We start from the raw sequence: 25,881 nt of genomic DNA, 5'->3' as shown, positions 1-25,881 counted from the left end.
GACGCATTAAGGTTATTCCATGTCTCAAATGACTCCCCGCGAAATCGTCCACGAGCTGGACAAACATATTGTTGGCCAAGGCGCAGCAAAAAAAGCTGTTGCCATCGCTTTGCGTAACCGTTGGCGGCGCATGCAGCTGAACGAAGAATTACGCAACGAAATTACGCCCAAAAATATTTTAATGATTGGCCCCACCGGCGTCGGTAAAACAGAAATTGCTCGCCGCCTAGCTAAGCTCGCAAACGCCCCGTTCATTAAAGTTGAAGCGACCAAATTTACCGAAGTCGGCTATGTTGGGCGGGATGTGGAATCCATTATTCGCGATTTAGTAGACCGCTCCATTAAACTTTTCCGCGAACAGGAAATGACCAAGTGCCAACACCGTGCCATGGAAGCCGCTGAGGAACGCATTTTAGATGCCCTTCTGGCCCCGGCTCGTACTGGCGAAGAGCAAACCCACGAATCCAGTACACGACAAATATTCCGCAAAAAACTGCGCGAAGGCGAGCTAGACGACAAAGAAATTGAAATAGATGTTTCTACGGCCTCTGTTGGTGTAGAAATCATGTCGCCACCCGGCATGGAAGACATGACCAGCCAGCTACAAAACATGTTTTCTAACCTCAATACCGGCAAAACTAAAAAAGTAAAAGTGCCAGTAAAAAAAGCATTCAAAAAACTTACCGATGAAGAAGCCGCAAAACTGGTTAATGAAGAAGAACTAAAAACGCAGGCTATAGAAGCCGCCGAACAGACTGGCATCGTATTTCTGGATGAAATCGATAAAGTGGCCAAGCGTGAAGGCGCCTCGGGAGCCGATGTATCGCGCGAAGGTGTACAACGCGACCTACTGCCCTTAATCGAAGGCTGCACGGTAAGCACCAAGCACGGCATGATAAAAACCGACCATATTCTGTTTATTGCCTCCGGTGCGTTCCACGTTTCAAAACCCTCAGACCTTATTCCTGAATTACAAGGTCGGTTGCCCATACGGGTAGAACTGGAAGCCCTCACGCCCGAAGATTTTGAACGCATTCTTACCGAACCAGACGCTTCTCTAACCGAGCAGCACCAGGCGCTACTGGCCACCGAGGGCTCCAATATCAGCTTCTCTGAAGATGGCATTCGCCGAATTGCCGAAACCGCCTACCACGTAAACGAAAGCACCGAAAATATTGGCGCCCGCCGCCTGCATACGGTACTAGAGAAATTACTGGAAGACATCTCGTTTGAAACCGACGCTGCCGACACCAACATAACCATAGACGCGGCATTCGTTGATGAACAACTGGGCGAACTCGCCAAGAATGAAGACTTGAGTCGGTATATTCTGTAGAAGCCCATGAGCAAAACACCTAGCGCCATAAAGCTCCACCGTAAATCCTGCTTACTAGAAGTCTCGTTTGATAACGAGACTTTTCAGTTGCCCGCCGAATATTTACGGGTTTACTCACCCTCCGCAGAAGTAAAAGGCCATGGCCCCGGCGAAGAGGTTTTACAGCTAAACAAACAAAATGTTGCCATTACAGGAATAGAGCCACAAGGCCATTACGCCATTAAATTAATCTTCAGTGATGGTCATGACTCTGGCATATACGCCTGGCAATATTTGTACGAGCTAGGCACCCAACAAGAACAGAAGTGGGCGGAGTATTTACAAAAGGTGGAAGAATCTCAGATTAGCTCCGTGAAATGGATTGACCCAAAATAACGTAAGCTGAAATCACAAAATTTTAAGCAAACCCCCCGCCCGCTTTTAAAAATGGCAACAACCGCAACCGCACAACCTTATTCTCACCGTGCAACAGTCGCTCAATTGTCGTTACCGGGTGTAAATACTGCTGATAATATTCAACCGCCCCACTGGCAAGTTCAGCCCACTCGCCCTCCGTCATTACATTAGCCTGCTGTACCACCTCAACCAGTGATTGCTCACTGCTATACACCAAACAGTTTTTACCATGCTGCAACGAAGGGAAAAACAACTCTGGATATTCGGTAATAGGTACCGTTCCCACAGCCATCGCTTCAATTAAATTGTGCGACATAGGGTAACGCACACCAGGCAGTGCAAGGAAAAATCGCGTACGAGCAACCGTATTTAACCAGTCATGGACAGCCAGCTTACAGTAACGGGTACTGACGCAGAGCACGCCGTCTACACCTAACTGCATATTAGCCTCGAGTTCCGGCTGGGACTTAGGCTCTACCCAGAATTCACTCGGCAAATTTTCCCGTAAACAAGCCAAGGCTGTCGCACGGGGTATTTTTTTATAAATATCAACAATGGTGTTTTTACTGTATTTCCCCAACGCCGCATCACCGCCAAAAAACACCGACCAATCTCGCTTTTGCTTACGCAAGTTACTCAGCAGCGCATCGCTATCTTGACCAGAGCGATAGATACCCGAAAACATAGGAAACGGCATAGGAAAACCCTCCTCGGCTGGAGAGTAATCTGAGCGAAAATCCAGCTGTACAACTTTTTGCTCAGCGTTTACATGCTTGGTAAATAGACGTGGCCGGGCAAAATCGGTAACCAGAACATAGGGTAAATGCGTTTTTCGCTTCGCAGGAGACAACGCAAAACTTTCATCCAAACAAAAAGCCTTGTGGCGCTTCTTAATCGTTGAGAGAAAACGGTAGTTATCCACCAACACAGGAAAATAGCCCGCGCGCACAAAAAACATAAACAGGGTATAGAAACGCCGCCCCTGAGGACCATCAATCAGGCTGTCAGAAAAATCGAAGATAACCAGCGGCTTGTCAGCTGCCAGTACCCAGCACTGTTGCTGTTTCCACTTGCGATAGCGCCAGTAGCCGCGCACATTCAATAAGCAGCGATTGCGATGCCAGAAACTATCGAGGGCGTGGCCTAAAACTCGGAATCGAGCAAATAGAGATTTCATACGGAACAGTGAGTGATAGGCATAGGGAGGGCCACCTCTATTAATTCAACCCTGCACAGAAAACACCAGCAAACCTACATTTTGCGCTACAATTGCGGGCCTTGAGAGGACAAAAAAATGGCAGACGATAATACCACACATTTTGGATACCAAACGGTCCGCAAGGAAGAGAAGGCAGACCGCGTAGCGGATGTATTCCACTCAGTGGCCTTCCGTTACGATTTAATGAACGACCTGATGTCTGGCGGCATTCACCGTGTATGGAAGAAGTTCACCATTGAACTCTCGGGCGTGCGCACCGGTAACACCGTACTCGACATAGCCGGCGGCACTGGCGACCTAACCGCCAAATTCGCCCGCATTGTAGGCCCAGAAGGTAAAGTAGTACTGGCTGATATTAACGATTCCATGCTCAAAGTAGGGCGCGATAAACTGACCGACAAAGGTATTGTCGGCAATGTACAGTACACTCAGGCCGACGCCCAGTATTTACCCTTCCCCGACAACAGCTTCGACTGCATCACCATTGCCTTTGGCCTGCGCAACGTTACCGACAAAGACCTCGCATTGGCGGCCATGCTACGTGTACTCAAACCCGGCGGGCGCCTGCTGGTGCTAGAGTTTTCCAAACCGCAAAATAAGCTGTTAGAAAAAGCCTACGACACCTATTCATTCAGGCTGCTGCCACTCATGGGTAAGCTAGTTACCAGCGATGCCGAGAGCTACCGCTACTTGGCCGAAAGTATTCGTATGCACCCCGATCAAGACACCCTTAAAGGCATGATGGAGAACACCGGGTTTGCCGAATGTAAGTACTACAACATGACCGGCGGCGTAGTTGCTCTGCACAAAGGCATAAAAGCCTAGGGCCTACCAGCACTCGCCTTATTTTTCCTATAGTGATGTGATTGAGCGAGCGACAGAAGTAGTGCTAACTCAAAAGCAAAGGAAGGGGTTTTACCCATCGAAGAGAACAACATGCAACCACTAGCCGTACTATTTCAGCGCAAGCCCGCACCGGTATCAGCTGTTGCCCACCTTAACCTTCAACAAAGATGGTTCAAATAGTGTTAGCTGACACTCAAGATCCAACCCTAGCGACGGCAATGGCGATGTCGCTGGAAGCGGCCATTAATGCCGCACTAACCTACGACCCAGGTACGCGCACCAAACTCCGCGCGCTCTCCGGTAAGCACCTAAACATCCACACCAGCCAGCCAGCGCTTTTCCTGCAACTCTCCGTTGCCGAAGACCAACTGCAGCTCAGCGCCCACCCGGAATTAGAAGCCACCACAACACTCGAAGGTAAACTATTGAGCGTTATCGGGCTGGTATTCAGCTCAAACTCCAGCCTAGCCAACAGTGGCGTGACGGTTTCTGGGCACGTTGGCCTCCTAGAGCAATACCAATATATTTTTAACGATGTAGATATCGACTGGGAAGACGCGCTCTCATCAGTCATTGGCGACCTGCCCGCACATCAACTGGCACTGGCGGGCAACGCAGCGCTCGACTGGCTTCGCAGTAGAAGCCAACGCGCACCGCGCTTTATCAATGAATTCCTCACCGAAGAGTTGCGGGCCATACCCGCCCAAACGGAACTCAACAACTACAGCGAAGCGGTAGACCGCATACGCCAGCAAACAGACCGACTGGAAGCCAAAATAAATCACCTTGGCGCCGTTAAAAAACAGCAATAAACCAAAAACAAAAAACACACAGCCCCAGAAAATCCAGATAAAAATAGGTAACAACAGGTAAAAGGCACCGTGGGAAAATTTTTTCGACTACTCAAAATACTGCACACCATTGGCCTTTACCGGCTAGACGAGCTCGTGCACCCCGACTACAGCCCACGCACACTCAAACTCCTGCTGTTACTTTATAAACTCTACCCCACCCCAAAAGAAAATCGCGGCAAACGTATTCGCCACGCGTGCGAAGAGTTGGGTCCTATTTTTGTAAAATTCGGACAACTACTGTCCACCCGCCCCGATTTATTACCGCCCGACATAGTCGAAGAGCTAGACCACCTGCAAGACAACGTGGCCCCCTTCGATAGCAACACCTTTATTGATATTGTTGAGCGCGAACTTAAAGACACCGTCGACAACCTGTTCAAAGAATTCGACAAACAACCACTGGCCTCCGCCTCGGTGGCACAAGTGCACACAGCCGTATTGCACAGCGGCGAAAACGTGGTAGTAAAAGTGGTTCGCCCCAACCTCGAACCTATCATTGAAAAAGACACCCAGCTACTACGCTTTATTGCCCAACTGGTCGAAAAGTTCACCAGCGAAGGCAAACGACTGCGCCCCGTGCAGGTGGTAGACGATTACCGAGAAACCATATTCGACGAACTAGACCTCGCCCGCGAAGGTGCCAACGCCTCGCAACTGCGGCGTAACTTCGAAAAATCCAACATGCTGTATATACCCGAAGTACACTGGGACTACAGCACCGGCAACGTACTGGTACTGGAGCGCATATACGGCCACGCCGTAACTGACGTTGAAAACCTAAAAAAACACGACTACAACCTGAAGCTGCTAGCCGAACGCGGTGTAGAAGTTTTTTTTACCCAGGTGTTTGAGCACAACTTTTTTCACGCCGACATGCACCCCGGCAACGTATTCGTTTCCAAAGAAAACCCACAAAACCCCAGCTACATGGCCGTAGACATGGCCATAGTGGGCACCCTCACCCGCGAAGACCAGTACTACCTCGCCCGCAATCTGCTCGCCATGTTTCGCCGCGACTACCGCCAAGTAGCCGAGTTACACGTACTCAGCGGCTGGGTACCGCGCAACACCTCCATCGCCGGTTTTGAATCGGCTATACGCTCCGTATGCGAACCCATATTCGAAAAACCACTGGTTGAAATTTCCTTCGGCGAAGCACTCATATCTTTATTTAAAACCGCCCAACGCTACCAAATGCCGGTACAACCACAATTGGTACTGCTGCAAAAGACTTTATTGAATATAGAAGGGTTGGGTCGCCAGCTGTACCCCGAACTAGACCTGTGGGATACCGCTCACCCCTACTTGGAACGCTGGGTGCGTGAGCGTTTTCACCCTAAAACCCTGTGGCAAGATTTTAAGTACCACGCACCTGAATGGATGGAAAAGTTTCCACAGGTACCGCATTTAATTTTTGATACCATTTCTGAAGTTAAAGAATTAGCAAAGGTTGCACCGGAGCTTAAAGCCGCCAGCGTGGCCTTGAAGACCGCTCAAGGCCGCTCTCGCAAGCGGGCTGGAGGCCTGTTTGCCCGGCTCGCTGGGCTTGGGTGCTTGGGTGCTGGGTCTTTAATGGCCGTTGGCGGGGTTCCGGCTTTGGCTTCGGTTTCTATAGAGGCCCTTGTGTTAATGGGTATCGGGGTAGCGGCATTAGTGGTGAGATGATTTTCGTTTTTTGTCATCACTGCCCTCCTTCTTTCTATGACCTCGACTCCGCCATCCCTGCGGCTTAGTCATTCCCGCGCACGGTTAAATAGATTCAACTTAATAGAGTAATGTAAGAGCCGTTACCGAGGCGGAAATTCATTTGTTTTGGCACACGCCTAACCTTCCGTTTTACCTTCAACTGCCGACATGGCCTCAACCTTTTCTGCGCTTAAGCAGGTCTTGATATACGTCAGCGTAGCCACCTACTTGGCCTTATATTGTATAACGGGCTAACATAACACTTTTCGTTTTTCATATACGCGCAATGGAGGTGAATTTGGAATAGAGTCTTCGTGACAACTATCGGAGGTAGTGGGCCGGAAGACCGTAATTCCCAATGATCACGAACAAATATCCTCCTCGACGCATATATGATTATTACAACTCAAAAAGGAATCGCGCATGAAATACATTTTATTGGTTGCATCGCTTATTATTCCCCTATCGACTATAGCTAATCCCAGCAGTCTCTTCTGGCGACACTAAGCCTTCATGGTAGGGTAGTTTATGGATAAGATGGATAGAATATTTCAAACGATCAACGTGCTAGTTGTAGATGATATGGAATCTATACGCAGCGTAGTAAATTCGTGCCTTAAGGACATTGGGGTTCAGAAAATTCATATTGCCCCCAACGGCGACGAGGCATGGAAGATAATGAAAAGTACTCGTATAGACATAATAATTTGCGACTGGGACATGCCAAAAGTATCCGGTTTGGAGCTGCTTAAACTCGTCAGGAACGCTGAAAATTACTGTCACATTCCGTTTCTCATGCTAACCGCCACAACCGAAAAAGAAAGAGTGGTTAATGCGTTAGAGGCTGGTGTAAGTGACTATTTATCGAAACCCTTTCAACCAAAAGAACTGGAATATCGTTTTATAAAGCTACTTCGTAAAGTAAAACTTCCATAATTAGCGATATCATACGGGCAACAACTTAGGGCAAAGGTACGCGTGATCACCAAAGGGCAGGCCTTACATTGCATTCAGCCCACGGCTAAAGAAGACAACAAAAGCAATGTCACCTTGTGGTAGCATTTCCAAAACTCATACACGCGGGCATTTTAAGTAGTGTACAAACTCACATTAGTCCTCACAAGCATTAGCAAAGCCAATTTTTTGCACTCAAAGCAATCATCGCGTTTTCTTTTGCTCTACTTCTTTTCAGGCCTTGTCATATTTGGCACCTGCGCTTTTCTTGGAGTGAAACATCAGCAGGCAATTTATCAGGCGGTACTGAGCTATTTATTCCCAAGTTCGTGGCACCGAGCAGCCGATATTATTGTCGATTTTTTCTTTTCGTCGCAGTCTAAAGTTGTGCTGGCGGGGTTGGTTTCGGGCGGCTCCCTTGTTATGGCATCGCTGTTGCTCTTTCCAATAAAAGAAAAATGTTCTGCTGCCTATGAGAAATCACAAGGATTTCCAAATGGGCAAGGAAAAGAGCTGCCTTTATGGATGCAGGCCACTGAAGAATCCAAACTTATACTGCTGTATGTCATCTCACAGATGATTATTCTCGCCATTGGCTATTACCCATACACCTACACAAGAGTAATAGCGGAAGTATTAAGCATACTTTTTTTGGCCTTCACTTTTAGTATTGACTTTATTACCCCAACACTCCAGCGCCATGGCATTAAGTACAACGCTGTTTTACGCCTGCTGCTCAAACACTTTTTATTCACCGTTTTTTGGGGCGCGATTTTCACACTGCCTGCACTTTATATAGGAAAGTATTGGCTGAACCAAAACGAGCTTACTCTAATCGAGGTTTCAGCCTATATATTTGCTTTGAATTTATTCGTCTTAAGTTTTGCTATTGCATCAGGCACCTATTTGGCAAGCGCTATTTTGCCACAAGCTAAAAACATAAAACCCTTAACACCAAGGCTTAGACAATACACCTATTTGGTCATTGGCGTACTCTTTAGCCTAGGTGTTATTTTTCACAGCAGCATTTTTGTAAGTATTCACCATAAATCCCAAGCGCTTAAAATGGAATACGCCATTGGTTGGAGCGAAGTTGATGTAAAAATGGATTCAATGATGTCACTGCTTAAAGAGCAAGGGGAAATATCCATCAACTTCCCCTTGCAGGTCCTAAACCCTACGATTTACGATTTCGAGCTGGAAGATTCATTTATTATCCTTAAGCAGGAAGACAGAGAAATTGCCTATATGGCTATATCGCATATACGGGTCCCTGCTGGCGAGTACGTTACCCAGCATATGCAAACCAACATTCGCATCTCGGGTAAATCTCTATCCGGATTTCGCAAACTCATGTCAGGCTGGAGTGCCTACCTGACATACGACGTTCTACCCGGTATACCGCTCGTCTTTCAAATAATGTAAGCGGCACACTACTCACGCCCTAATCGATAAAATATTTATATAGCGGGGAGGAGCTACTCGCTATCTGCATTAAATAACCACACAACTTACAATCCCTAAACGCCATGTCTGTGGGCGCACAGGGTGCGCTTCTTAAGCCAAAAGAAGGCTCGACTAACATGGGAGCACGAACCTGTAGGTGGGCACTCAGTAAAACTCTCCATGTAGATCAGCCAAAAAGACTGGACTCATCCATTACAAAATATTTTTATAGGTGGATTTTATCAAGCATGATCTGGACGATTTCTTGGAATAGACCGCCCCTTTCTGGCGTCAAGCCTCACCTGCCAGTCGCCATCATGATCTCTCTCGCACGACTCTTCGGAATCAAATAAAATTTGGTTATTAACCCCCTTAAGCTTCACGCCAATTCTTAGCAATTTGGCTTGGATTAACTTCCTGATATTAGGTGCGCCCCCACTACATTCGGGCCGTTCACAATCTGCATCATTATCAAAGGCTACTGTGATCATTAAGCTAGCGGGAAAATCCGTAAAATTTACCTGATGAGTGATCCACTGAAAGCCATCCACATCTTTTAAACTCTGCTCACACACATCGACGAGTACGCTTCTAATACTATTCTCAATTTTTTTCTGTGTTTTACTTTGTGCCTTTGCCATTCACACTCTCATTTTTTATTGCTTCTCTGCCAACCACTATTCTACTTAATGAGGCTTTCGCCCAACTAACTACTATCGAGCATGTAACCACGTTTATTATGGCAATCCAGTTGATCACATACGCGTCGAAAAAGTAGACGGCTATTATAGGGTCATAGTATTACTTGGTTACGCGCGGTTTTGCAATACAATGAACCCTGACTGGAACTAGAGGGCTAGCGACCGGACATCCGCTTATTTTACTAATTTTTGAAAAGCGCTTTTAACGCTTTAGCTAACCTTTGGCAAGTATGTCGCCAACCTTACTTTCAATCTCCAAAGTTAGCCCTGATCATATCCGATAAACTCGATTTATGTATTCATCATCCACAAGCTTAACCATTCGTGACTAGTCCTGCTCAACCATCTGTAGCAAGCCTAAAGCTTTCCTGCGCCAAAAATGTGGGTATAACTAAACGCAGGGTCGCCGCTTACATTTCTCGCAAGCGGTAACTATATAGGTAACAGATTGCACAGATCCTGGGCACCCAGTACCTCCCATATGGAAACACCCGGATGTATGAAAGCCCGCTAAGTCGGTGCGGGCAATGTCGCCAATAATATGCACAGCAAGCATGCTGCAGGCCATAAAGCCTGCAGCATTGAATGCCAATGTGTCAAACCTAGGCTAGCTCTGTGGTTTTCTTCTTACAGCTAACAGGACGGGACTGTGCTTCAAAGCACGAGGCTTTTGGTAGGTCTTTTGCTGCCGCACCAATATCTGATACAAATTTCTCGCTCAAACTGATGCTTTGCTTAAAGTTTTCCACAAATAACTGTAAACCCGTTTCAGCCCCCTTCACCAATGCCTCTGACAATAGCTTTTCGTCAACCTCCTCAAGCCTTGCGTTTGACTTGATATCGGTGACTTCAACAATATTTTGCATAATGCCACCTAGCGTAAATATCTCCAGCGACTCCAGCGGCGGACAGGTTAGGCAGGGGCCAGGAAAGTCATCCGGCAGTTCGAATTTACGCCAAGGATCTAATACTTCGACAGGAAATAAATCGATAACCCAACGGTTTAGGGTACATTTACTGGAGGTTCTACCAATAGCGTCTCGTGCTAGCTCTCCCAACTGCCAAATAGTCAACCGCGAATGGATTTCTTCTACGAGAGGATAGCGAATCAGGCTTCCCCATAGTGCACGTATAAACATACAACGCTGCTTAGGTTTATCGGCCAACCACATACCCACATTACGGAAGTAATTTTGAATGCGCCTATACTCCGCCTGCCCTGCTGCATCATATAAGAAACCCTCCGTTTTTGGGTTTGAAGCATTGTTAGGTGGGCTGTCCAACCTTGATTGAGGACGCCCGGTTAAATTCACATCAAACCAATGGTGCCAGGTTGAATCGACAGCCACTCGCCCTATATCCACGTCTTGACCATCATATGCACCGATAGCGCCGAACGTTTTTGCGTTAACAAAGCCTTTGTTTAGATCGGATACGGCTGTGTGGTCTGATTTAACATGCGCCCAAGCAACAACCTCTGGCTTTGGCCCCGAAACAGTAGCGCTTGGAAATTCGTCGTTGCTATAGCCATTAAAGCTAAAGCTTGCGGACAAGTTTATGCCGGCGGTATCGATCACCTCGCCTTCATGTGGGTGATCAGGCAGTATATCGATGACACCTTTTTGCCCACACAGGAGCGCATGAGGTTGGTGTCGCCTTACGAACGGGGAAAAAGAATTTAGCGCATATTTTTTGTAGGTTATCGTCATAGGGGTGGTGTCCGACTCATCGTCGAAGGTGTAGACCGAATTGTCACCTTTATCCAAGGTGTCGTGACGATTCACTCCACTTCCGGAGGGTACCGATTGTGCTGCTGTCCATTTACGCATACTGCGCACCCGAGGTATACCCGAACACAATGATGCACCCAAGTCAGCGTGATCACCCGTAGCAAAAACACCACCACCGGCATCCATCCAACGCGATACTACCTCCAGCTCATCGATCGATAGACGCTGGCTATCCAATGGGTTCCCTCGCGCACCGAAAAACCAAATCTGATCGTATTCGTCAACATTGAAACCCGGCTGATCAAAACGAAAATTTTCGAAATGCGGACCGTACTTATCGTGCAAATCTGGATCTGTAGCAGGGTTCGGCTTGAAGGTATCCGTTTGCCTGTGTGCGCGCGTCACATCAAATTTTACAAAGTGTTCAGGGTTATCGCGCAGCGTATCTAACACAGCGGATAAGCCAAAATAGGAATGGCTATAGGAAACATTCAAAAAACTTCCTGGAAACCCGTCTACCACCATTAGTATTTTTAGGCGGCATGGCCTTAAAAAGAACTGAGGGATAACTCTACCCAGCTCAATATCTTCGAAACGCTGCCTGAGCCGAAACTGGTCTTCTGAAATAATCATCGTAAACTCCTTTTACGCTATTTATTGGGGCTATGGTACTTGAGAAAACCTTCTACATTAGAGGTTGGGTGATTTAATCAGAGCAACGGTCTTCTTGTCTTCAATCATTTATACATAACAACCTCGCGCCTATATATAGTTTCTAAAAATAACGAAAAACAGGCCTATTTATTTCGCGTTAATAAAAACACTATGTGTTTTCTCACCCGCATTTAAAAACAAACTATTATTACCAAATAAAAATAGTCTCGTTAATTTCAAACTAAACTTTGTGCGAATTATCACAACAGGTACTAGGCTTAGCTCCATTGATATATCATATCAAATGACGGCACACATATTGATACCGCAACTAGCTCTATAGAATGAATGACGGGCAAAGGGGGTTTCTTGGGGCGGCGCACGAATAGGTACAACTTAGGCGTGGGCATGGGTATAAAGGGGTGCACCATTAGTGCAGGCGAACGCTCATGGGCCCGGCGATTTCGAGTAAAGAAGGAATGATACAGGCGTGATTTTTAATTGCCCTAAGGGCAATACGCATGGGCGCGTGTTAAAACATAAACGTTCGCCCGGAATGGACAGAACGGCACACAAGCGCCCGATCTAAAAATTTTGGCGCTTGCTCAGTTGTTTAAAGTAGATAAGAGGCCTTAAGCCGCCGCCTGCTCCTTTTCTTTATTTTTGTGGGCAAGGTACTCATTGTAGTTGCCCTGATAATCTAGCACTTGCTGATCTTTAATCTCGATAACACGCGTAGCCAGCGACGATACGAACTCTCTGTCATGGCTAACGAAAATTATGGTGCCGTCGTATTTTTTAAGCGCCGTATTCAGCGCTTCAATCGACTCCATGTCTAAGTGGTTGGTGGGTTCATCCATTACCAGGACATTGGTATCCATCATCATCAACTTGCCAAAGAGTAAGCGATTTTTTTCGCCCCCGGAGCACACGCGCACTTTTTTATTAGCATCGTCAGAGGTAAACAGTAGGCGTCCCAGCATGCCGCGTACGGCCAAGTCGTCATGTTTGGGCTGGCGCCATTGCGACATCCATTCAAACAACGTGGAATCGCAATCAAAATCCCCTGTACTATCTTGTGGGCAATAGCCGAGTGTGGCATTTTCTGCCCATTTAACAACACCGTTGTTAGCTTGTATTTCGCTAATAAGACAGCGTAAAAAAGTGGACTTTCCAGCACCATTTTCGCCAATAACAGCAAGGCGTGCACCGGCTTCCAGGATAATATTGCCCTTACTAAACAGCGCTTCGCCGTCGTAGCCGTGCGCCAAATCTTCCAGCACTAATGCTTGGCGGTGCAGTTTTTTGCACTGCTGATAGCTAATATAGGGCGACTGTCGGCTAGAGGACTTAATTTCGTTTAGTGAAATTTTCTCTAAGCGCTTGGCCCGTGAGCTGGCCTGTTTTGCCTTCGATGCGTTGGCGGAGAAACGGTTCACAAACGACTGCAGCTCTTCCATTTCGACCGATTTCTTGGCGTTTTCGGTGTGCAGCTGCTCTTGAATGAGCGTAGAAGCCTGAATAAAGGCTTCATAGTTACCGGGGTATATACGCAAATCCCCGTAATCTATGTCTGCCATGTGGGTACACACCGAATTTAAAAAGTGACGGTCGTGCGAAATAATGATCATGGTACATTTGCGCTCATTAAGCACCGTGCCCAGCCAACCGATGGTGTGAATATCTAGGTTGTTTGTGGGCTCGTCTAGCAGCAGAATATCAGGGTTGGAAAACAAGGCTTGTGCTAGTAACACACGAACCTTGTAGCCTGGGGCTACTTCCGACATAGGGCCAAAGTGATATTGCTCGGCAATACCGGCCTCCAAAAGTATGTCTCCCGCGCGGCTTTCTGCGCTGTAACCGTCCATTTCTGCAAATTCGCTTTCTAGACCGGCCACCAGCATGCCCTCTTCTTCGCTCATTTCAGGCAGGCTATAAATACGCTCACGCTCCTGTTTTACTTTCCACAGCTCAACATCGCCCTGAATCACGGCATCTATCACGCTGTATTGCTCGAACGCGAACTGGTCCTGGCTAAGTGTGCCGACTTTCACACCCGGCTCAAACGATACCGTGCCGGAAGTGGGCGCTAACTCACCACTAAGAATTTTCATAAACGTGGACTTGCCAGAGCCGTTAGCGCCAATAAGCCCGTAGCGTTTTCCTGCTCCGAACTTAACGGAAATATTTTCGAACAACGGCGCTGCGCCGAATTGCATGGTGATGTTTGCTGTAGTAATCAATGAAAGTGTCCAAATACAAAATAGGGGGAGCGAAGCGAATAACGTGTGTTTTTCGATAGGCACAAGGGGCGCGCACTATAGAGACTTAAGGGGCATTTGTCGAGTTTTTGCGCAAAAAACATACAGCACCAACCCCCCCCCGCATAATCAAAAAGGCTAGGGCTACTGAATCAAGCATATGAAAAGCCAATGCCGGAGCTGTGAGGACGCCATATGGACAGCCTAGAGAGCCGATTTACAGGGCCATCCACACATGTAAACTCATCATGGAAACGTACCTGGGAAACACCCTACGATCCGGCTAGGCTCGGCCTTCTGAGGTAAGCGTAACGGTATAACAGATCAAAAAAGTCAAATAACACAATAAAACCCGCGTACAGGCTACAAATCGACTCTCAACAATATATGATTACTTAATCGACTGATATAAAGCATAAGGATACCCAGATGACCACCGATTCCGCTTACACCCCTCCGGAGGCCAAGCTGGTCGACTCTACTCCCGGCGATATTAAACGCAAAGGGCGCTATATTGTTATGGCCCCAGAGGATACGTTGCCATCCCGCTGCTTTAAATGTAACGATGACACACAAAACAAAAAGAAAGTTAAGCTAACCTATTTAAACCCTTGGATATACCTCACTATATTGGTGGCCCTGCTTTTAACGATTATTCTTGCACTGATCTTTCAAAAGAAGTTTAAAATCGAACTGCCGCTCTGTGACAAACACATTAAAAAGAGAAAGATGTTTATTGCCTTTCAGTGGGTCTTAGTTGCATTAACAACAGCCGGTATCTTTATGGGCGCGGCAACCGACAACGGCGCATTAATCGGTGTATCTATCACGCTGGTACTCGTTATCGTTATTTCCGCGCTATTTGGCCGGCTTGCCTTTGCGGCAAAGTTTAAGAACGGTAGCTTATGGATATCTGGTGCTGGTAAAAAATTCTTGAATAGCCTACCGCAATTTGAGGGGTAACCAGCGTTAGTTGCCCGCCAGCGAATCGGCACAACCACACCTATGGTTCAGAAGGCGTTAGTATTAAATATTTCGTTTTCTACTTGGCTGATCACAGCCATGTGATACGGCTCTCGCTGAGCAACGCAACTATGTTGCCACACGAAATTTCCAAGCAAGAGCAGAAACACAAACGATCTTTACTCGCTTTCATTCAACCAATCGACATTAGCTAGGCAATAGCCATCACCATAGACAACACCAGGACAATTAATTTCAACACCCACACCAACTTCAATAGCACCAAACAAACGGGTGCTTTTAGTTTCATCCTCGATCAACTTAAATACTGGGCACAACATTGTACACAGTATCAACGCTAGCAATTAAAATATCCCCAAACACCAGATCGATATCGAAAACCAAATATCGATGGATAAAGAATATCGGCCAGTGTTTCCCCCCATTAGAACTAAAATACTAACGAGCATTATTTTTCAGGTTTCTGACGAAGTTACCAGCGGCAAACAATGGATACCTCACTGATATCGGCAGCATAGAAATAACAGTCTTAGAGAAAACCCAAAGTGCAGCCATAGAAATATCGCTTGACTACAGACCAGCCTATAAAACACCAAAACGATATAATTAAAAACCTCATTTGTCATGCGTCAAATAGTTAACATGATTCATTGATAAAACTCCCTCCATGCCGTAGAAAAGCTTTTATTACACTTCCGCAAAAAATAGCAACAAGGACTGATCATGAGTGAACAAAATTTAGTTCAGCCGATTAATTCAATGCGCTGCACCGCTGGCTACAAGGATGCTAGGTATCTACGGGAAAACGGTTTTTCGCACTACGGCTGCGATTATACAGATCTAGCTAGGAGCAATACACGCCTCTACTCACTTGGCACGGGGAATGTATTGGAAGCTGGGCCAGATGTTAACACGGGAAACACAATAATCATTCGCTACAACAATGTTAAAGTGCAAAAATCATGGGGACGCTTAGTAGCAGGCAGTGTGATTAGTGTTGTTTGCCGCATGTGGCATTTAAAGAGCATCTCTATAGCCAAGTCTCAGATGGTCGATAAAGACACTACCATTGGTTTCTACGGGAACACCGGCGGCAAAAGCTTTGGCGCCCATCTACACATTGAATTTGATACGGACCTAATTTGTTACGCCTATTCGCCCACATTCCGCAGCGGAACCAACGGTGGAATTATTCGCGGGGGTACTGATTCCAGTGTTTCGCCAGGAGCCCTTATCAGCACTAAAACATCTCCCCCAGACAGTCAATCCAGTTTTGACAGCAATAATGGATACTGCTCCCGTTTTGATTGGAATTTTGTAGAAGTAAAGTGATGGCAAACATTTTTTATACCGTATTCAAGTAAGCTGATAAATTAGTAGAATATCAAGATTTCTCATTTCGACCGCGGAAGCAATATAGTTCTGGACAACAGATTCTTACAAAAACAGTCACCGAAACCACTAAAGCATAGAAAATACGATAACTGGAGATGCTACTAGTAATCTGCACTTTGGCAACTCTAAATAATCACACCTGTGTACGCGAGCGCCCTAAAAAAAAGTGTAAAAACCGCCCAATTATATTTCCGCATTCCCTCAGCGCCAACGAAACAAAATAATTATTACCTCGTACTATCAACACCATTTATAAGAATTGTCTGCGAGCTACCATTGCTTTATTCAAGCCAAAATTTAATCGAAATCAAATTTTTTGGTGCGCCACGTACAAGGCCCAAACTTTCAACTTTTACTTTCTACGGCGGCTAGATTAGGCTCCCGCAACAGCTGTACTAGCTTCACTTTTTTGAAAAACATCATCACCTCAATAATAAATGCTGCGATACACCTGCTGGTAACGAGTTGCTTTTCGCGAATATAACGGAGGAGACTATGTCTCGTTTAAAAAAAACAATCACCCCACTGACTATGGCCGCTTTTGCACTTATCACCGTATCCACCAACGCCGCAGAGTACAACTATGTAGAAGCGCTACAAAAATCAATTTACTTCTACGAAGCTCAGCGATCTGGTGCGCTACCGGATGAAGAAAACGACTTCCTTGCAACAGATCTTCACGCAGGTTTTCTACCTAACAGAGTAGAGTGGCGCGGCGATTCTTACTTGGACGATGGTCAGTACAACCAATTTGGTGAGTTTATCAACCTGGATTTAACTGGAGGCTGGCACGACGCCGGTGATCATGTAAAGTTCGGCCTGCCGATGGCTTTTTCCAGCAGCATTATGGGCTGGGGTGTCCTTGAATTTTGGGACGCCTATGAAGCAAGTGGCCAATTACCCTATGTTCTGGACAACATACGTTGGGTGAGTGACTATTTTCTAAAAGCTCATGTAGCAGAAAATGAATTTTACGGGCAAGTGGGGGACGGCGTAATTGATCACTCCCTTTGGGCTGCACCTGAGACCCAAGCGCTCGAACTGAAAAAACTCCACGGCGCGGACACCTATCGCCCAGCGATAAAACTCACAATCGAAAATCCCGGAGCGGATTTAGTTGGCCAGACAGCCGCGGCACTTACCATTGCATCCCTTATTTTTGACAAGAATAGCGTTAATAACCCTCAGGATGCTATTTACGCAAAAGAACTATTGAGGCATGCCGAACAACTTTTTGATTTTGCTTATCAAACAAAAGATTTCGACCACGGAGGCAAAGACCCTAACCCCGGTACTTACACCAACTCTATGATTGATAACGAAGGCTACAACTATGCCATGAGCTACTACAACTCCAGCTCTGGAGCCAAAGACGAAATCCCTTGGGCGGCAGGCTGGCTGTATATTGCCACCAAAAACCCTGAGTATTTACACAAGGCCGAAGAGGACTACACTCTAATTGCCGAGAATACCGGTCACTTCGCCTGGTATCCCGCCTGGGATGATATTCGCAATGCCGTGTACTACTTGATGGAAGATATTGCCGCGCTGCCCGAATACGCAAACGATACAATGATCACCGACGCAGAGCGCTACGATGGTTTTTATGACTACGAGTTACATTGCACCAATTACCTGAACGAGCTTCTCAACAATAAGCGCTACACGCCGGGAGGCATGATCTACTTGGACGGCTTCGCTTCGGCGCGCGCTGCGGCAATGGCCTCCATGGTAGCACTGGTACATCGCAACTACCTCGCTGACCACACAAAAAATCCAGCTTTTCAGAGTCAATTAGCGAGCTTTGCTACCCGCCAATTGAATTATATTATGGGTGATAACCCTCACAATTTGAGCTACCTTGTGGGCTATGGTGAACAATGGCAGTTGGCCGCGCACCACAGGGCCTCTCATGGCAGTAACCGCAATGATATAAACGACCCAGAAAAGCCTCGCCATATTCTTTATGGTGCAATAGCAGGCGGTCCCGGCGACGACGATAGTTTTTCAACAGATCGTGCGGACTTTCCCATGACAGAAGTTGCAACCGATATGAATGCAGGTCTCACCGGCGCCTTAGCCGGCTTGGTAGGCATACACGGCGGCACCGCTCTGGCCGACTTTCCACAACCAGAAGATCGTTCCACACCAGAGGCCTATGTGACGGCAAAAGTTGGCTACCCTAATGGTGACGATCGTCAATCTGGTTCACTGCTGAATATTAAAATGAACAACGCAACAGCCTACCCCCCAAGAGAAGTGGTTAACGCAAGCTTCCGTTACTTTATGGATTTAAGTGATGAGGAAACGGCTGGCTACGATATTAATAACTTAGTGCTTTCCGCGTACTATGACTCTTCGAATAAAAACCAAATTTCACTACAAAAGTGGGGAACTGTACCAGGCTTATATTTTATTGAGGGTGTTGCCGGAACGCTCTCGCCAGTCGGTGATTCAGAGAGAACCGCCACAATGGAAATTTTTGTTGGTGACTACGTAAAGGGCGGATGGGACTACACCAATGACCCATCGTTCACGGGGTTAAACAGCGATTCATTTGAACTCGCACACAACATTACGCTATATAACGAAAGTGGTGATTTGGTGTGGGGCGAAGAGCCTTCGAGCTTTTCAAGCAGTTCCACTTCTAGCAGCAGTGTGCCCAACTCAAGCTCCCTTTCCTCAAGCTCAAGTTCCATTCCACCCAGCAGTTCTAGTAGCTCTAGTAGCTCTAGTAGCTCTAGTAGCTCTAGTAGCTCTAGTAGCTCTTCCAGCACCTCGCTTTCTTCGAGCAGCACTTCTAGCTCACCTGCTGAAGCCGGCAAGCTACTGGCAACGGTAGATGTGAACAATGATTGGGGAGCAGGTTACTGCGGCACTTTAAGACTGGCCAATACTGATTCAGCCGTAATGACCTGGGATGTAACAGTAACAATTGAAGGCACCCTAACCAATCTTTGGAATGGTGAATGGGGCCAAACCGGTAATTTGCTGAATGTTAGGGGCGTGAGCTGGAATTCGCAACTACAACCGGGAGAAATCGATACATCTGTCGGTTTCTGTGCTGAACGTTAGCCAATAAAAGTAAACTTCGTTAGTCACAACCCCGCTTTTATGGCGGGATTTTTTTATGTAACTACCGCTTCCACCCGGCTATTCCGCGATATGGTATTCGTTACATTACCGTAACGGGTAAAGGTATTGCTAAACGCGAAAGATAGTTTGGGGGGGGAGCACTTCTGCGGATGTGCCCGATTAGGGTCCGTTTTAATAGCGGCCCTTTACTAGGGCCGCCGTAGGACTATGCCATAATCGCTTACTGATTCAGTTTTTCAAGTACCGCTAGAATAGATCGAGAAATTTCTTCCAGCTCCTTCCGAACCTTAACCACTTCCTCGCACTGTAATTTGCCACTCTGCAGCACCTCATAAAGCTTACTTTGATGCTCATAAAGGCGCATCAATTCATCGGCTGCGTCGCCACTGATCTCAATCAACTCTTTTAAGGTTGTAATTGATTGCTCCACCTGCTGAATCGCCAATTTAAATTGCTTATCGCAAACACTGTCTAATGCGCGCGATTCTAAAAGGAAGAGTAGTTTCAGCTGTTGAATAAGATCATCGTATTTGCCTTTCTCGTTATCACACGAATCGGGAATACCATTCTTATTCTTGTCCCATAAAAGCTCTACACTGTCGGGTATTTCGTCGTTATCAGAATCTGTATCCCAAACATTAGGCACGCCGTCTTTATCCATATCAAACCCACACTCACGCTTATTTGGAATACCATCGCCATCACAGTCATCATTTTTACACTCGGGATATGAGCCCTTAATAACATGAAAGCTGAGCGTTTTACTGCGAACAAAGGGTACAACATCAATTGGCATGCGTTCCGGACCATCAAATATTGATTCTCCAAGCATGGTTTTCGCACCAGCATTTACATTTAGGTCGAGGGTAACTTCATAAACGCCATTGCCAACATAATCGTTGAAGTCCGCCGTCCATGTACCACCCATTTTGTCATGAACCAAGGAGATTGATTTCACACTGCCGTCTGGCCGGGTTACCTTACCCTTCAGGCTAATGCCGCCTTCAATATCGATAGCATAAATAGGTGACGCTGAAATACTAACCGGTGTTGAAGGGTCCACTATTCGAGGCCGTACGTCAGCCAATAGCTTTGGCTTTGGGTTTTCAACAAAGCTCAGCACAATGGACTCCTGCACGCTTGCACTAGACGCTTCAGCGATCAACTTCCAGCTACCAGCCGCTGGGTTAGGTATACGAAAGAAAATATAATAGGGATCGTATACAAATTCTGGCGAACCGTTTTTGAATACAGACCCATCTGGACTGTGTAGCTCTAAATTAAGGCTCCAGGTATTCATATGTTGGTTGCGACCAGAAATAAACGCCACTAGGGCATCGGCATTTTTTTCCACTATTAGCTCGAACGCTTGCTGAGCATCGGCCTTGCCACCTCTGGCTATTGCCGAGCCCAACCTTGCTTTTTCCTGTTCCTGGAAGTTTTCCCTGTCACAGTATTGGGTTTTCTTACAGTCTTCCTCCCAGTACTTGTCGTTACCCAACAGCGTAAAAGGCGTACGCGGTAGAATTAGCCCTGCCCCCGAATACTGGCCAGCAAGTTCTGCATAAATAGCCGTTAGCTCATCTATCGGATCTGCGGCAATCATATATGCGCCGGTACCAGCGGCCAATTCAGATAAACCTTCAACGTCTGCTGCACTGCCAGCGGGTATTGTAAACATGCGAATGTCGGCATCTTTCAGGTCCTGAACTTTACTTTCTGGATCTGGCCCACTATTACTGTAACCATCTGTGAGTAAGAAAGCGGTTTGCGAACGACCAGCTGCGGCAACAGAATTGAAATGTACGAGAGAATCTTCTAGCGCGCTACCAATCGCCGTTGTTCCGGATGGATTCAAGTTGTCTATATCCGTCTTGAACGCATTGGAATTACTGCTATCCAGAGCTGCGATAGACCGAACAATATTGTTGTTTGAGTTAAATTGCTGCAAGCCTACTTCGATACCTGCGTTACGCTGTAAATCGATAAACGCACGGCCAGCACCAGCCACAAAGCTAATACGGGATTCAGCACATTCAGCCTCATCAACATCGCCGTCACCGTCATCATCTGAACCGTTATCACACACTTCGACAATATCATCACGGCTAGACCAAGACATACTGTCGGACCGATCGATAACCAGTAACACTTGATCACTACCGCTGATATCCTCATCAAAGGTTGGGGCAATAAAACAGTTTGCCTGAGGAGCCTCTATTGGTTTTCCGGCGGGCGCCGTAATAAAGGAATAATTCTCTACCAACGTTTCCCAGTCCGAATCGCCTCCGTGCCACAAGGTTTGCATAGTGGATTCCCAACGGCTGGTGATCGTGTTATAGCCGCCGGTATAAAAACTATCGGTGCACGATGCTTCAGTACTATTTCCCTGTAACAAGTCATGATTAGACACCACGCTAAATTCACTCATGAGTTCGGGCTGGCAATTGTTGCTGCCACACTCGGAATCCCAACGACAAAAGTCGCCATCATCCGCGCCCCCCACACAGACTGCCGAGCCAGATTGCTGCATTAAGGAATGATCCCTCTCCCCTAGATTCGCCGCCTCGAAGCCTCTGCCAATGCCACAGGGCCCCCCAAAGCGACTCTGCTCGTCGTATTGCTCCCCCAAACCAAAGGCATGATGGCCCATTTCATGGGCAAGTACATCGGCTCTAAATTGCGCACTATCCGAAAGCGACAAATGGCTCCCCAGACGCGTCAAACTGCTACCATCAGAAAATATGCTCCCTCCCGAACGAAAGGGGCCGGAGTAATACCAAAAAGCGGCTTTATCTTCTTCTACCGCTCCGCCCGTAAGGCGAATATCCGTGACTTGAACTTGCCCGTCGGTGGCATCACAGATCATTTGACTCATTAGCGTCAATGATTTTTTTGCATCGGTTATTTGAGACGTACTAGGCGGATAACGAAAATTGACTTCAAATTCCATATTTCCCGTTGATGAATCAATACTGCCGTCACCAGCGTTGGCGCTTAACGGCGCAAAAATACTGAGAAAGACGACCGAGGCTAAACTTAAAAAATGACATCTTCGGTTCTTCATAATTAATATCCTTATTAATTCCATGAATAAAAGCATTCCTAGCAAGCTTATGGCTTAACAAATTAGCCACACCAGAGGCTGTATGGACTCTATTGTGAATCATGATTAAACGCACATCGCTTACGACGCAAGAGCCTATAGTTATGGCGTTATTTTAAACGTAAACATAAAAGGTCAACTCCAGCTCCGCGCACCATACACCAGCAGCGCCATTGAACTAAGGTAATAATCACAATGAACAAGCCTACTTTAATACTGAATAAACGCGTTGTTACCGATGCTAGAAAAAACCAAACCGAATGAATTTCAACGAGGATACGGTCAAACTAAACTCTGCGCGCCAAGATCAAGCGCCCACTTGTTTGCGCCTATAAAGTGTGCAATTACAAGCGATAGCGCTCAGGCGTTATAGACCGCTCCAAGCTTTCCTGTGTAGGAAAAGAAAAACCGCTTAGAAAACCAGAATGTGGCATGAGCGCCTCTAGCCAGCCCAGCAAGAGAGTCATGTACTCTGATGAAAGTTTCGAAAGGGGCAGCGCGTCACAATAAACAACGGCTTGCAAAGAAGGTAATACTCTAGGCATATACCAGGCTTATCGGTCAGTTGGTACAGTCCAAACGTTTAAAAACAGCGCGAACAATAGGGGCACCTCTAAACATTACTTTTGGACTCTGCGCGGCCTGGAAAGCCCAAAATCAACTAATAGAGGTGACCATGGTGTTAGCGCAATAACAAAGTTCATCCTATTTCGCCAGTTGCGTCATTTTGGGCGCCGTAATAACTGAAATCTGACTATTTTGAGATTCCTTTACATAGGTTTCTCCACCAATAAAGGCGTTTCCATTTTCATCTATATTCGCTGGCTTTTCGTTGGTAATGAAAAGGTTGTCCATATAAGCGTGTTGATCTGACCTTGCTGTGCCGTTCCAATAGGTGAAGAGATAGAGCCCAGTCATTCTACCGGTTTCATCTACAGCGGTTATTTGATTGGCCAAATTAGCGATTAAAGTATTATTTTTCCAAACCCGAACAATAGACTGCCCGCCATCAGCCTCACCGCTCACGCCTATCTTTGCATACACCTCATAGGTTTCCCACACGCCTGTTTTCACGTCGTTTCTCGGCCTTGAGCCAACCATTTTTAATTTTGGCGCACCCTCAAAACTCGCAACAAACGGCGGCTTCACATCCCTTTCTAAATCCGCGCTCCAAAGAGACGCTGATGGAACTCCCATCAAAATATCCATTGCACCCGTGGACCGCGTATCGATTCGCGTTCCTAATCGAATAAATTTTAGCATTCCAGTATTCGTCCAAATATCAAACCCGGCTGGAATAAAAAGGTCGAAGCGAAGCCACACTTCTTGCCCAACGTTTACATCCTCCAAAAATGAAAATATTGCCCCCCACTCTAAAGGCCCACCCTCGGATGGCCAACCTTCTGAACCCGCAGCAATTTCAAACTTACAGCTTTGTGCGCCCGTACTGACTTGCTCGTTGCTAAGGGTCGTTTCTGCACCCCAGAAAACCCCCTCTATGTCCGCGGGGCGCCCGCCTAACGTCTCGCCTTCACAATCATTGGCAATATGCCACCCAAATACAGGCCCCGCCAACATCATTGTGAATGTAGCTCCAAGCATTACCACCAATCGCTTATCCATAACTCGCCTCACGTAAAAAATCCTTAAAGGGCAATAATGTCCATTCGTTAATTTCCATTCGTTTTGTCTTGCAAAACCCCCGCTCATCCTCTACTGAGCGCGCAGCCGAAGCCATCAGCACGGTCTATTTTTGAGCCACCAACTGTAAATATACGGGCTCATTCCGATCTGTAACCAACCAATCATTTACAAATTTCAACTCACTCAATTGAATAGAGCTTCTACGCGTTTCACTATTGTCTAAATGCCCGTTTTCCTTGGTACGGCCTGGGTGGGTAAAATAAAATAGATAAGCCCGACCGTTACTCACATACACATCGGGGTGCCCGCCCTTCACACCATCGTCAATGCCAGTACCGGGAGCTTCTAACAACCGGTCTGGTTGAATTTGCCAACGCTCCATGTCTTCTGAGCGGAATACCGCTAAGCCCTTCCAAGCATCGACGATCATCCACCAATAACCCTGCCACTGGAACACCACCGGCCCTTCCCCACGGCTATCGACGTTTACCTTGCCTTTATCTTGCCATGAATACAGGTCCAAACTTTCGGCGTAGTAAATGGACTTACCGTCGGGCTCATAGCTGTAATACAGACGATGCTTACCTCCGGAGACTTTAACGACATCGGCATCAATGACTTTCTCTGTATTGAGCGATAATCTGCTCTGATACTGCCAGTCCAACAGGTTTTGGCTGGTCAGATGAATTATGTAACGCGGGTGTTTCCAGTTATCGAATATGCCTGGTACCACCGTTCAATACATAAGGTATTCACCGCGGCCGTAAAAAACATCCGGTGCCCACCAGATAGGTTTATCTACAGCATAATCAATGTTGGCATCCGCCCGGAATTGCCGGGTAACACCATTTTCTGATTCAGTAATGCCAATGGGCGTTCCGTGCACCCAATCAACACCGGTTAAACCGGGCACGTTGGCACGGCGGTTGGTGTAAAACATAAACCATTTATTTTCAACGCTGTTCCAGATAACCACCGGATCTGCTGCGCCATCATATTTGTGATCGCGGTATAGTGGCTGGGGAGCCACTTTCAAGGATTGCTCAGTAACCGAATCCCCCTCACAGGCACATACCCCACAACAAAAACGGCTAACAACACCCTATATCGCATATAGAATCGCCCTATTTAACTAGAATTTCTATGACTTATTACCATTTATTAATGCTTATTATCTATTGCGATACACGCTATGCTCACCCAACTTTCAAGTTTGCATAGAAAGATTGCGATTTTCCAGGGGGGGCAACGCAGAATGGCTGAAAAACGCCCGCACTATCATCTCGAGGCCCGCGAGTAGCTCACCGCATCCGGTGTCCGCTTAAACCTTAGGCTGCTGGCGTAGTGGATAGGCGTCACCCAAAAAGCGAGGTGCTATAAGCTATACAGGATTGACATATCAGGTAATGAAATTTGGCCGATTACTAAAAGCGTTCTTTTTTCAGCGCTGTACCGAAATAATTCGAAGGAGATTATAGATCGAGGTCGTTTAGTCGGCCTTTAATAGCGATTGTAACGCCTCCTTATCTATATAGCTCCGGCATTAGCCATTTGCGCCTAAGGCGAAAGCCCT

19 protein-coding genes are annotated in these 25,881 nt (G+C 46.7%); 10 read left to right on the top strand and 9 right to left on the bottom strand.

Features of this window, described 5'->3' with window-relative positions:
* Nucleotides 1-19: 19 nt before the first annotated feature.
* Together hslU and H5336_RS15060 are read left to right on the top strand one after the other, a co-directional pair.
* Nucleotides 20-1,336: an ATP-dependent protease ATPase subunit HslU gene (gene hslU / locus H5336_RS15065; RefSeq protein ID WP_185235082.1), complete on the top strand. Its 1,317-nt coding sequence runs from the start codon at nt 20-22 to the stop codon at nt 1,334-1,336.
* A 6-nt stretch (nt 1,337-1,342) separates the two neighbouring features.
* A complete protein-coding gene (locus H5336_RS15060) occupies nt 1,343-1,711 on the top strand; it encodes a gamma-butyrobetaine hydroxylase family protein (protein WP_185235081.1) in 369 nt (122 codons plus the stop codon).
* Nucleotides 1,712-1,733: 22 nt separating this feature from the next.
* Here the strand turns inward: H5336_RS15060 and H5336_RS15055 are convergent, their stop codons facing one another.
* Nucleotides 1,734-2,909, bottom strand: a complete 1,176-nt coding sequence (locus tag H5336_RS15055; RefSeq protein WP_185235080.1) for a glycosyltransferase — start codon at nt 2,907-2,909, stop codon at nt 1,734-1,736.
* Nucleotides 2,910-3,026: 117 nt separating this feature from the next.
* Here H5336_RS15055 and ubiE point away from each other — a divergent pair, with 117 nt between their 5' ends.
* The 5 genes from ubiE (at nt 3,027) to H5336_RS15030 (ending at nt 8,716) form a co-directional block, all read left to right on the top strand.
* A complete protein-coding gene (gene ubiE, locus H5336_RS15050; protein WP_185235079.1) occupies nt 3,027-3,776 on the top strand; it encodes a bifunctional demethylmenaquinone methyltransferase/2-methoxy-6-polyprenyl-1,4-benzoquinol methylase UbiE in 750 nt (249 codons plus the stop codon).
* A 200-nt stretch (nt 3,777-3,976) separates the two neighbouring features.
* Nucleotides 3,977-4,609 (top strand): ubiquinone biosynthesis accessory factor UbiJ, encoded by a 633-nt coding sequence (locus H5336_RS15045; protein WP_185235078.1) that lies wholly within the window; start codon nt 3,977-3,979, stop codon nt 4,607-4,609.
* A gap of 69 nt (nt 4,610-4,678) precedes the next feature.
* Nucleotides 4,679-6,316, top strand: a complete 1,638-nt coding sequence (gene ubiB, locus H5336_RS15040; RefSeq protein ID WP_185235077.1) for a ubiquinone biosynthesis regulatory protein kinase UbiB — start codon at nt 4,679-4,681, stop codon at nt 6,314-6,316.
* Nucleotides 6,317-6,865: 549 nt separating this feature from the next.
* Complete coding sequence (locus H5336_RS15035; RefSeq protein ID WP_185235076.1) at nt 6,866-7,273, top strand: response regulator; 408 nt, start codon at nt 6,866-6,868, stop codon at nt 7,271-7,273.
* Between the two features lie 291 nt (nt 7,274-7,564).
* Nucleotides 7,565-8,716, top strand: a complete 1,152-nt coding sequence (locus tag H5336_RS15030; protein WP_185235075.1) for a hypothetical protein — start codon at nt 7,565-7,567, stop codon at nt 8,714-8,716.
* 263 nt (nt 8,717-8,979) lie between these two features.
* Here H5336_RS15030 and H5336_RS15025 read toward each other — a convergent pair whose 3' ends face one another.
* The 3 genes from H5336_RS15025 to H5336_RS15015 all read right to left on the bottom strand — a co-directional run bounded on the left by H5336_RS15025 (nt 8,980) and on the right by H5336_RS15015 (nt 14,065).
* Complete coding sequence (locus H5336_RS15025; protein ID WP_185235074.1) at nt 8,980-9,378, bottom strand: Fis family transcriptional regulator; 399 nt, start codon at nt 9,376-9,378, stop codon at nt 8,980-8,982.
* Nucleotides 9,379-10,040: 662 nt separating this feature from the next.
* A complete protein-coding gene (locus H5336_RS15020; RefSeq protein WP_185235073.1) occupies nt 10,041-11,801 on the bottom strand; it encodes a hypothetical protein in 1,761 nt (586 codons plus the stop codon).
* Nucleotides 11,802-12,454: 653 nt separating this feature from the next.
* Nucleotides 12,455-14,065 (bottom strand): ABC-F family ATPase, encoded by a 1,611-nt coding sequence (locus tag H5336_RS15015; protein WP_185235072.1) that lies wholly within the window; start codon nt 14,063-14,065, stop codon nt 12,455-12,457.
* A gap of 447 nt (nt 14,066-14,512) precedes the next feature.
* Here H5336_RS15015 and H5336_RS15010 point away from each other — a divergent pair, with 447 nt between their 5' ends.
* Nucleotides 14,513-15,046, top strand: coding sequence for a hypothetical protein (locus H5336_RS15010; RefSeq protein WP_185235071.1), 534 nt, complete (start codon nt 14,513-14,515; stop codon nt 15,044-15,046).
* 179 nt (nt 15,047-15,225) lie between these two features.
* On the opposite strand, the gene H5336_RS15005 is transcribed toward H5336_RS15010, so the two are convergent.
* Entirely contained in the window at nt 15,226-15,387 is a 162-nt protein-coding gene (locus H5336_RS15005; RefSeq protein WP_221628063.1) for a hypothetical protein, read from the bottom strand.
* 403 nt (nt 15,388-15,790) lie between these two features.
* Here H5336_RS15005 and H5336_RS15000 point away from each other — a divergent pair, with 403 nt between their 5' ends.
* On the top strand, nt 15,791-16,399 hold the full coding sequence (locus tag H5336_RS15000; protein ID WP_185235069.1) for a M23 family metallopeptidase: 609 nt from the start codon (nt 15,791-15,793) through the stop codon (nt 16,397-16,399).
* Between the two features lie 558 nt (nt 16,400-16,957).
* Nucleotides 16,958-19,537 (top strand): glycoside hydrolase family 9 protein, encoded by a 2,580-nt coding sequence (locus tag H5336_RS14995; protein WP_376766535.1) that lies wholly within the window; start codon nt 16,958-16,960, stop codon nt 19,535-19,537.
* Nucleotides 19,538-19,778: 241 nt separating this feature from the next.
* Here the strand turns inward: H5336_RS14995 and H5336_RS14990 are convergent, their stop codons facing one another.
* The 4 genes from H5336_RS14990 to H5336_RS14975 form a co-directional block, all read right to left on the bottom strand.
* Nucleotides 19,779-22,625, bottom strand: coding sequence for a vWA domain-containing protein (locus H5336_RS14990; RefSeq protein ID WP_185235068.1), 2,847 nt, complete (start codon nt 22,623-22,625; stop codon nt 19,779-19,781).
* 744 nt (nt 22,626-23,369) lie between these two features.
* Nucleotides 23,370-24,287: a hypothetical protein gene (locus tag H5336_RS14985; RefSeq protein WP_185235067.1), complete on the bottom strand. Its 918-nt coding sequence runs from the start codon at nt 24,285-24,287 to the stop codon at nt 23,370-23,372.
* Between the two features lie 124 nt (nt 24,288-24,411).
* Nucleotides 24,412-25,041 carry a glycoside hydrolase family protein gene (locus H5336_RS14980; RefSeq protein WP_185235066.1) on the bottom strand — a complete coding sequence of 210 codons (630 nt, stop codon included), beginning with the start codon at nt 25,039-25,041 and terminating at the stop codon, nt 24,412-24,414.
* A gap of 3 nt (nt 25,042-25,044) precedes the next feature.
* Nucleotides 25,045-25,344 carry a glycoside hydrolase family protein gene (locus tag H5336_RS14975; RefSeq protein WP_185235065.1) on the bottom strand — a complete coding sequence of 100 codons (300 nt, stop codon included), beginning with the start codon at nt 25,342-25,344 and terminating at the stop codon, nt 25,045-25,047.
* Between the last annotated feature and the right edge of the window lie 537 nt (nt 25,345-25,881).

The sequence above is a fragment of the Teredinibacter franksiae genome, from assembly GCF_014218805.1.
GTDB lineage: Bacteria > Pseudomonadota > Gammaproteobacteria > Pseudomonadales > Cellvibrionaceae > Teredinibacter > Teredinibacter franksiae.
Note: the sequence above shows the minus strand (reverse complement) of the source record. Positions and strands in the feature narration are given on the sequence as shown.

Excerpts from the sequence above, each read along its gene's own strand:
- ubiE (WP_185235079.1), top strand. The coding sequence starts at position 3,027 with ATGGCAGACGATAATACCACACATTTTGGATACCAAACGGTCCGCAAG.
- H5336_RS15055 (WP_185235080.1), bottom strand. The coding sequence starts at position 2,909 with ATGAAATCTCTATTTGCTCGATTCCGAGTTTTAGGCCACGCCCTCGAT.
- H5336_RS15020 (WP_185235073.1), bottom strand. The coding sequence starts at position 11,801 with ATGATTATTTCAGAAGACCAGTTTCGGCTCAGGCAGCGTTTCGAAGAT.
- hslU (WP_185235082.1), top strand. The coding sequence starts at position 20 with ATGTCTCAAATGACTCCCCGCGAAATCGTCCACGAGCTGGACAAACAT.
- H5336_RS15010 (WP_185235071.1), top strand. The coding sequence starts at position 14,513 with ATGACCACCGATTCCGCTTACACCCCTCCGGAGGCCAAGCTGGTCGAC.
- H5336_RS15005 (WP_221628063.1), bottom strand. The coding sequence starts at position 15,387 with ATGTTGTGCCCAGTATTTAAGTTGATCGAGGATGAAACTAAAAGCACC.
- H5336_RS15035 (WP_185235076.1), top strand. The coding sequence starts at position 6,866 with ATGGATAAGATGGATAGAATATTTCAAACGATCAACGTGCTAGTTGTA.
- H5336_RS14985 (WP_185235067.1), bottom strand. The coding sequence starts at position 24,287 with ATGGATAAGCGATTGGTGGTAATGCTTGGAGCTACATTCACAATGATG.
- H5336_RS15060 (WP_185235081.1), top strand. The coding sequence starts at position 1,343 with ATGAGCAAAACACCTAGCGCCATAAAGCTCCACCGTAAATCCTGCTTA.
- H5336_RS15000 (WP_185235069.1), top strand. The coding sequence starts at position 15,791 with ATGAGTGAACAAAATTTAGTTCAGCCGATTAATTCAATGCGCTGCACC.
- H5336_RS14995 (WP_376766535.1), top strand. The coding sequence starts at position 16,958 with ATGTCTCGTTTAAAAAAAACAATCACCCCACTGACTATGGCCGCTTTT.
- H5336_RS14990 (WP_185235068.1), bottom strand. The coding sequence starts at position 22,625 with ATGAAGAACCGAAGATGTCATTTTTTAAGTTTAGCCTCGGTCGTCTTT.
- H5336_RS15025 (WP_185235074.1), bottom strand. The coding sequence starts at position 9,378 with ATGGCAAAGGCACAAAGTAAAACACAGAAAAAAATTGAGAATAGTATT.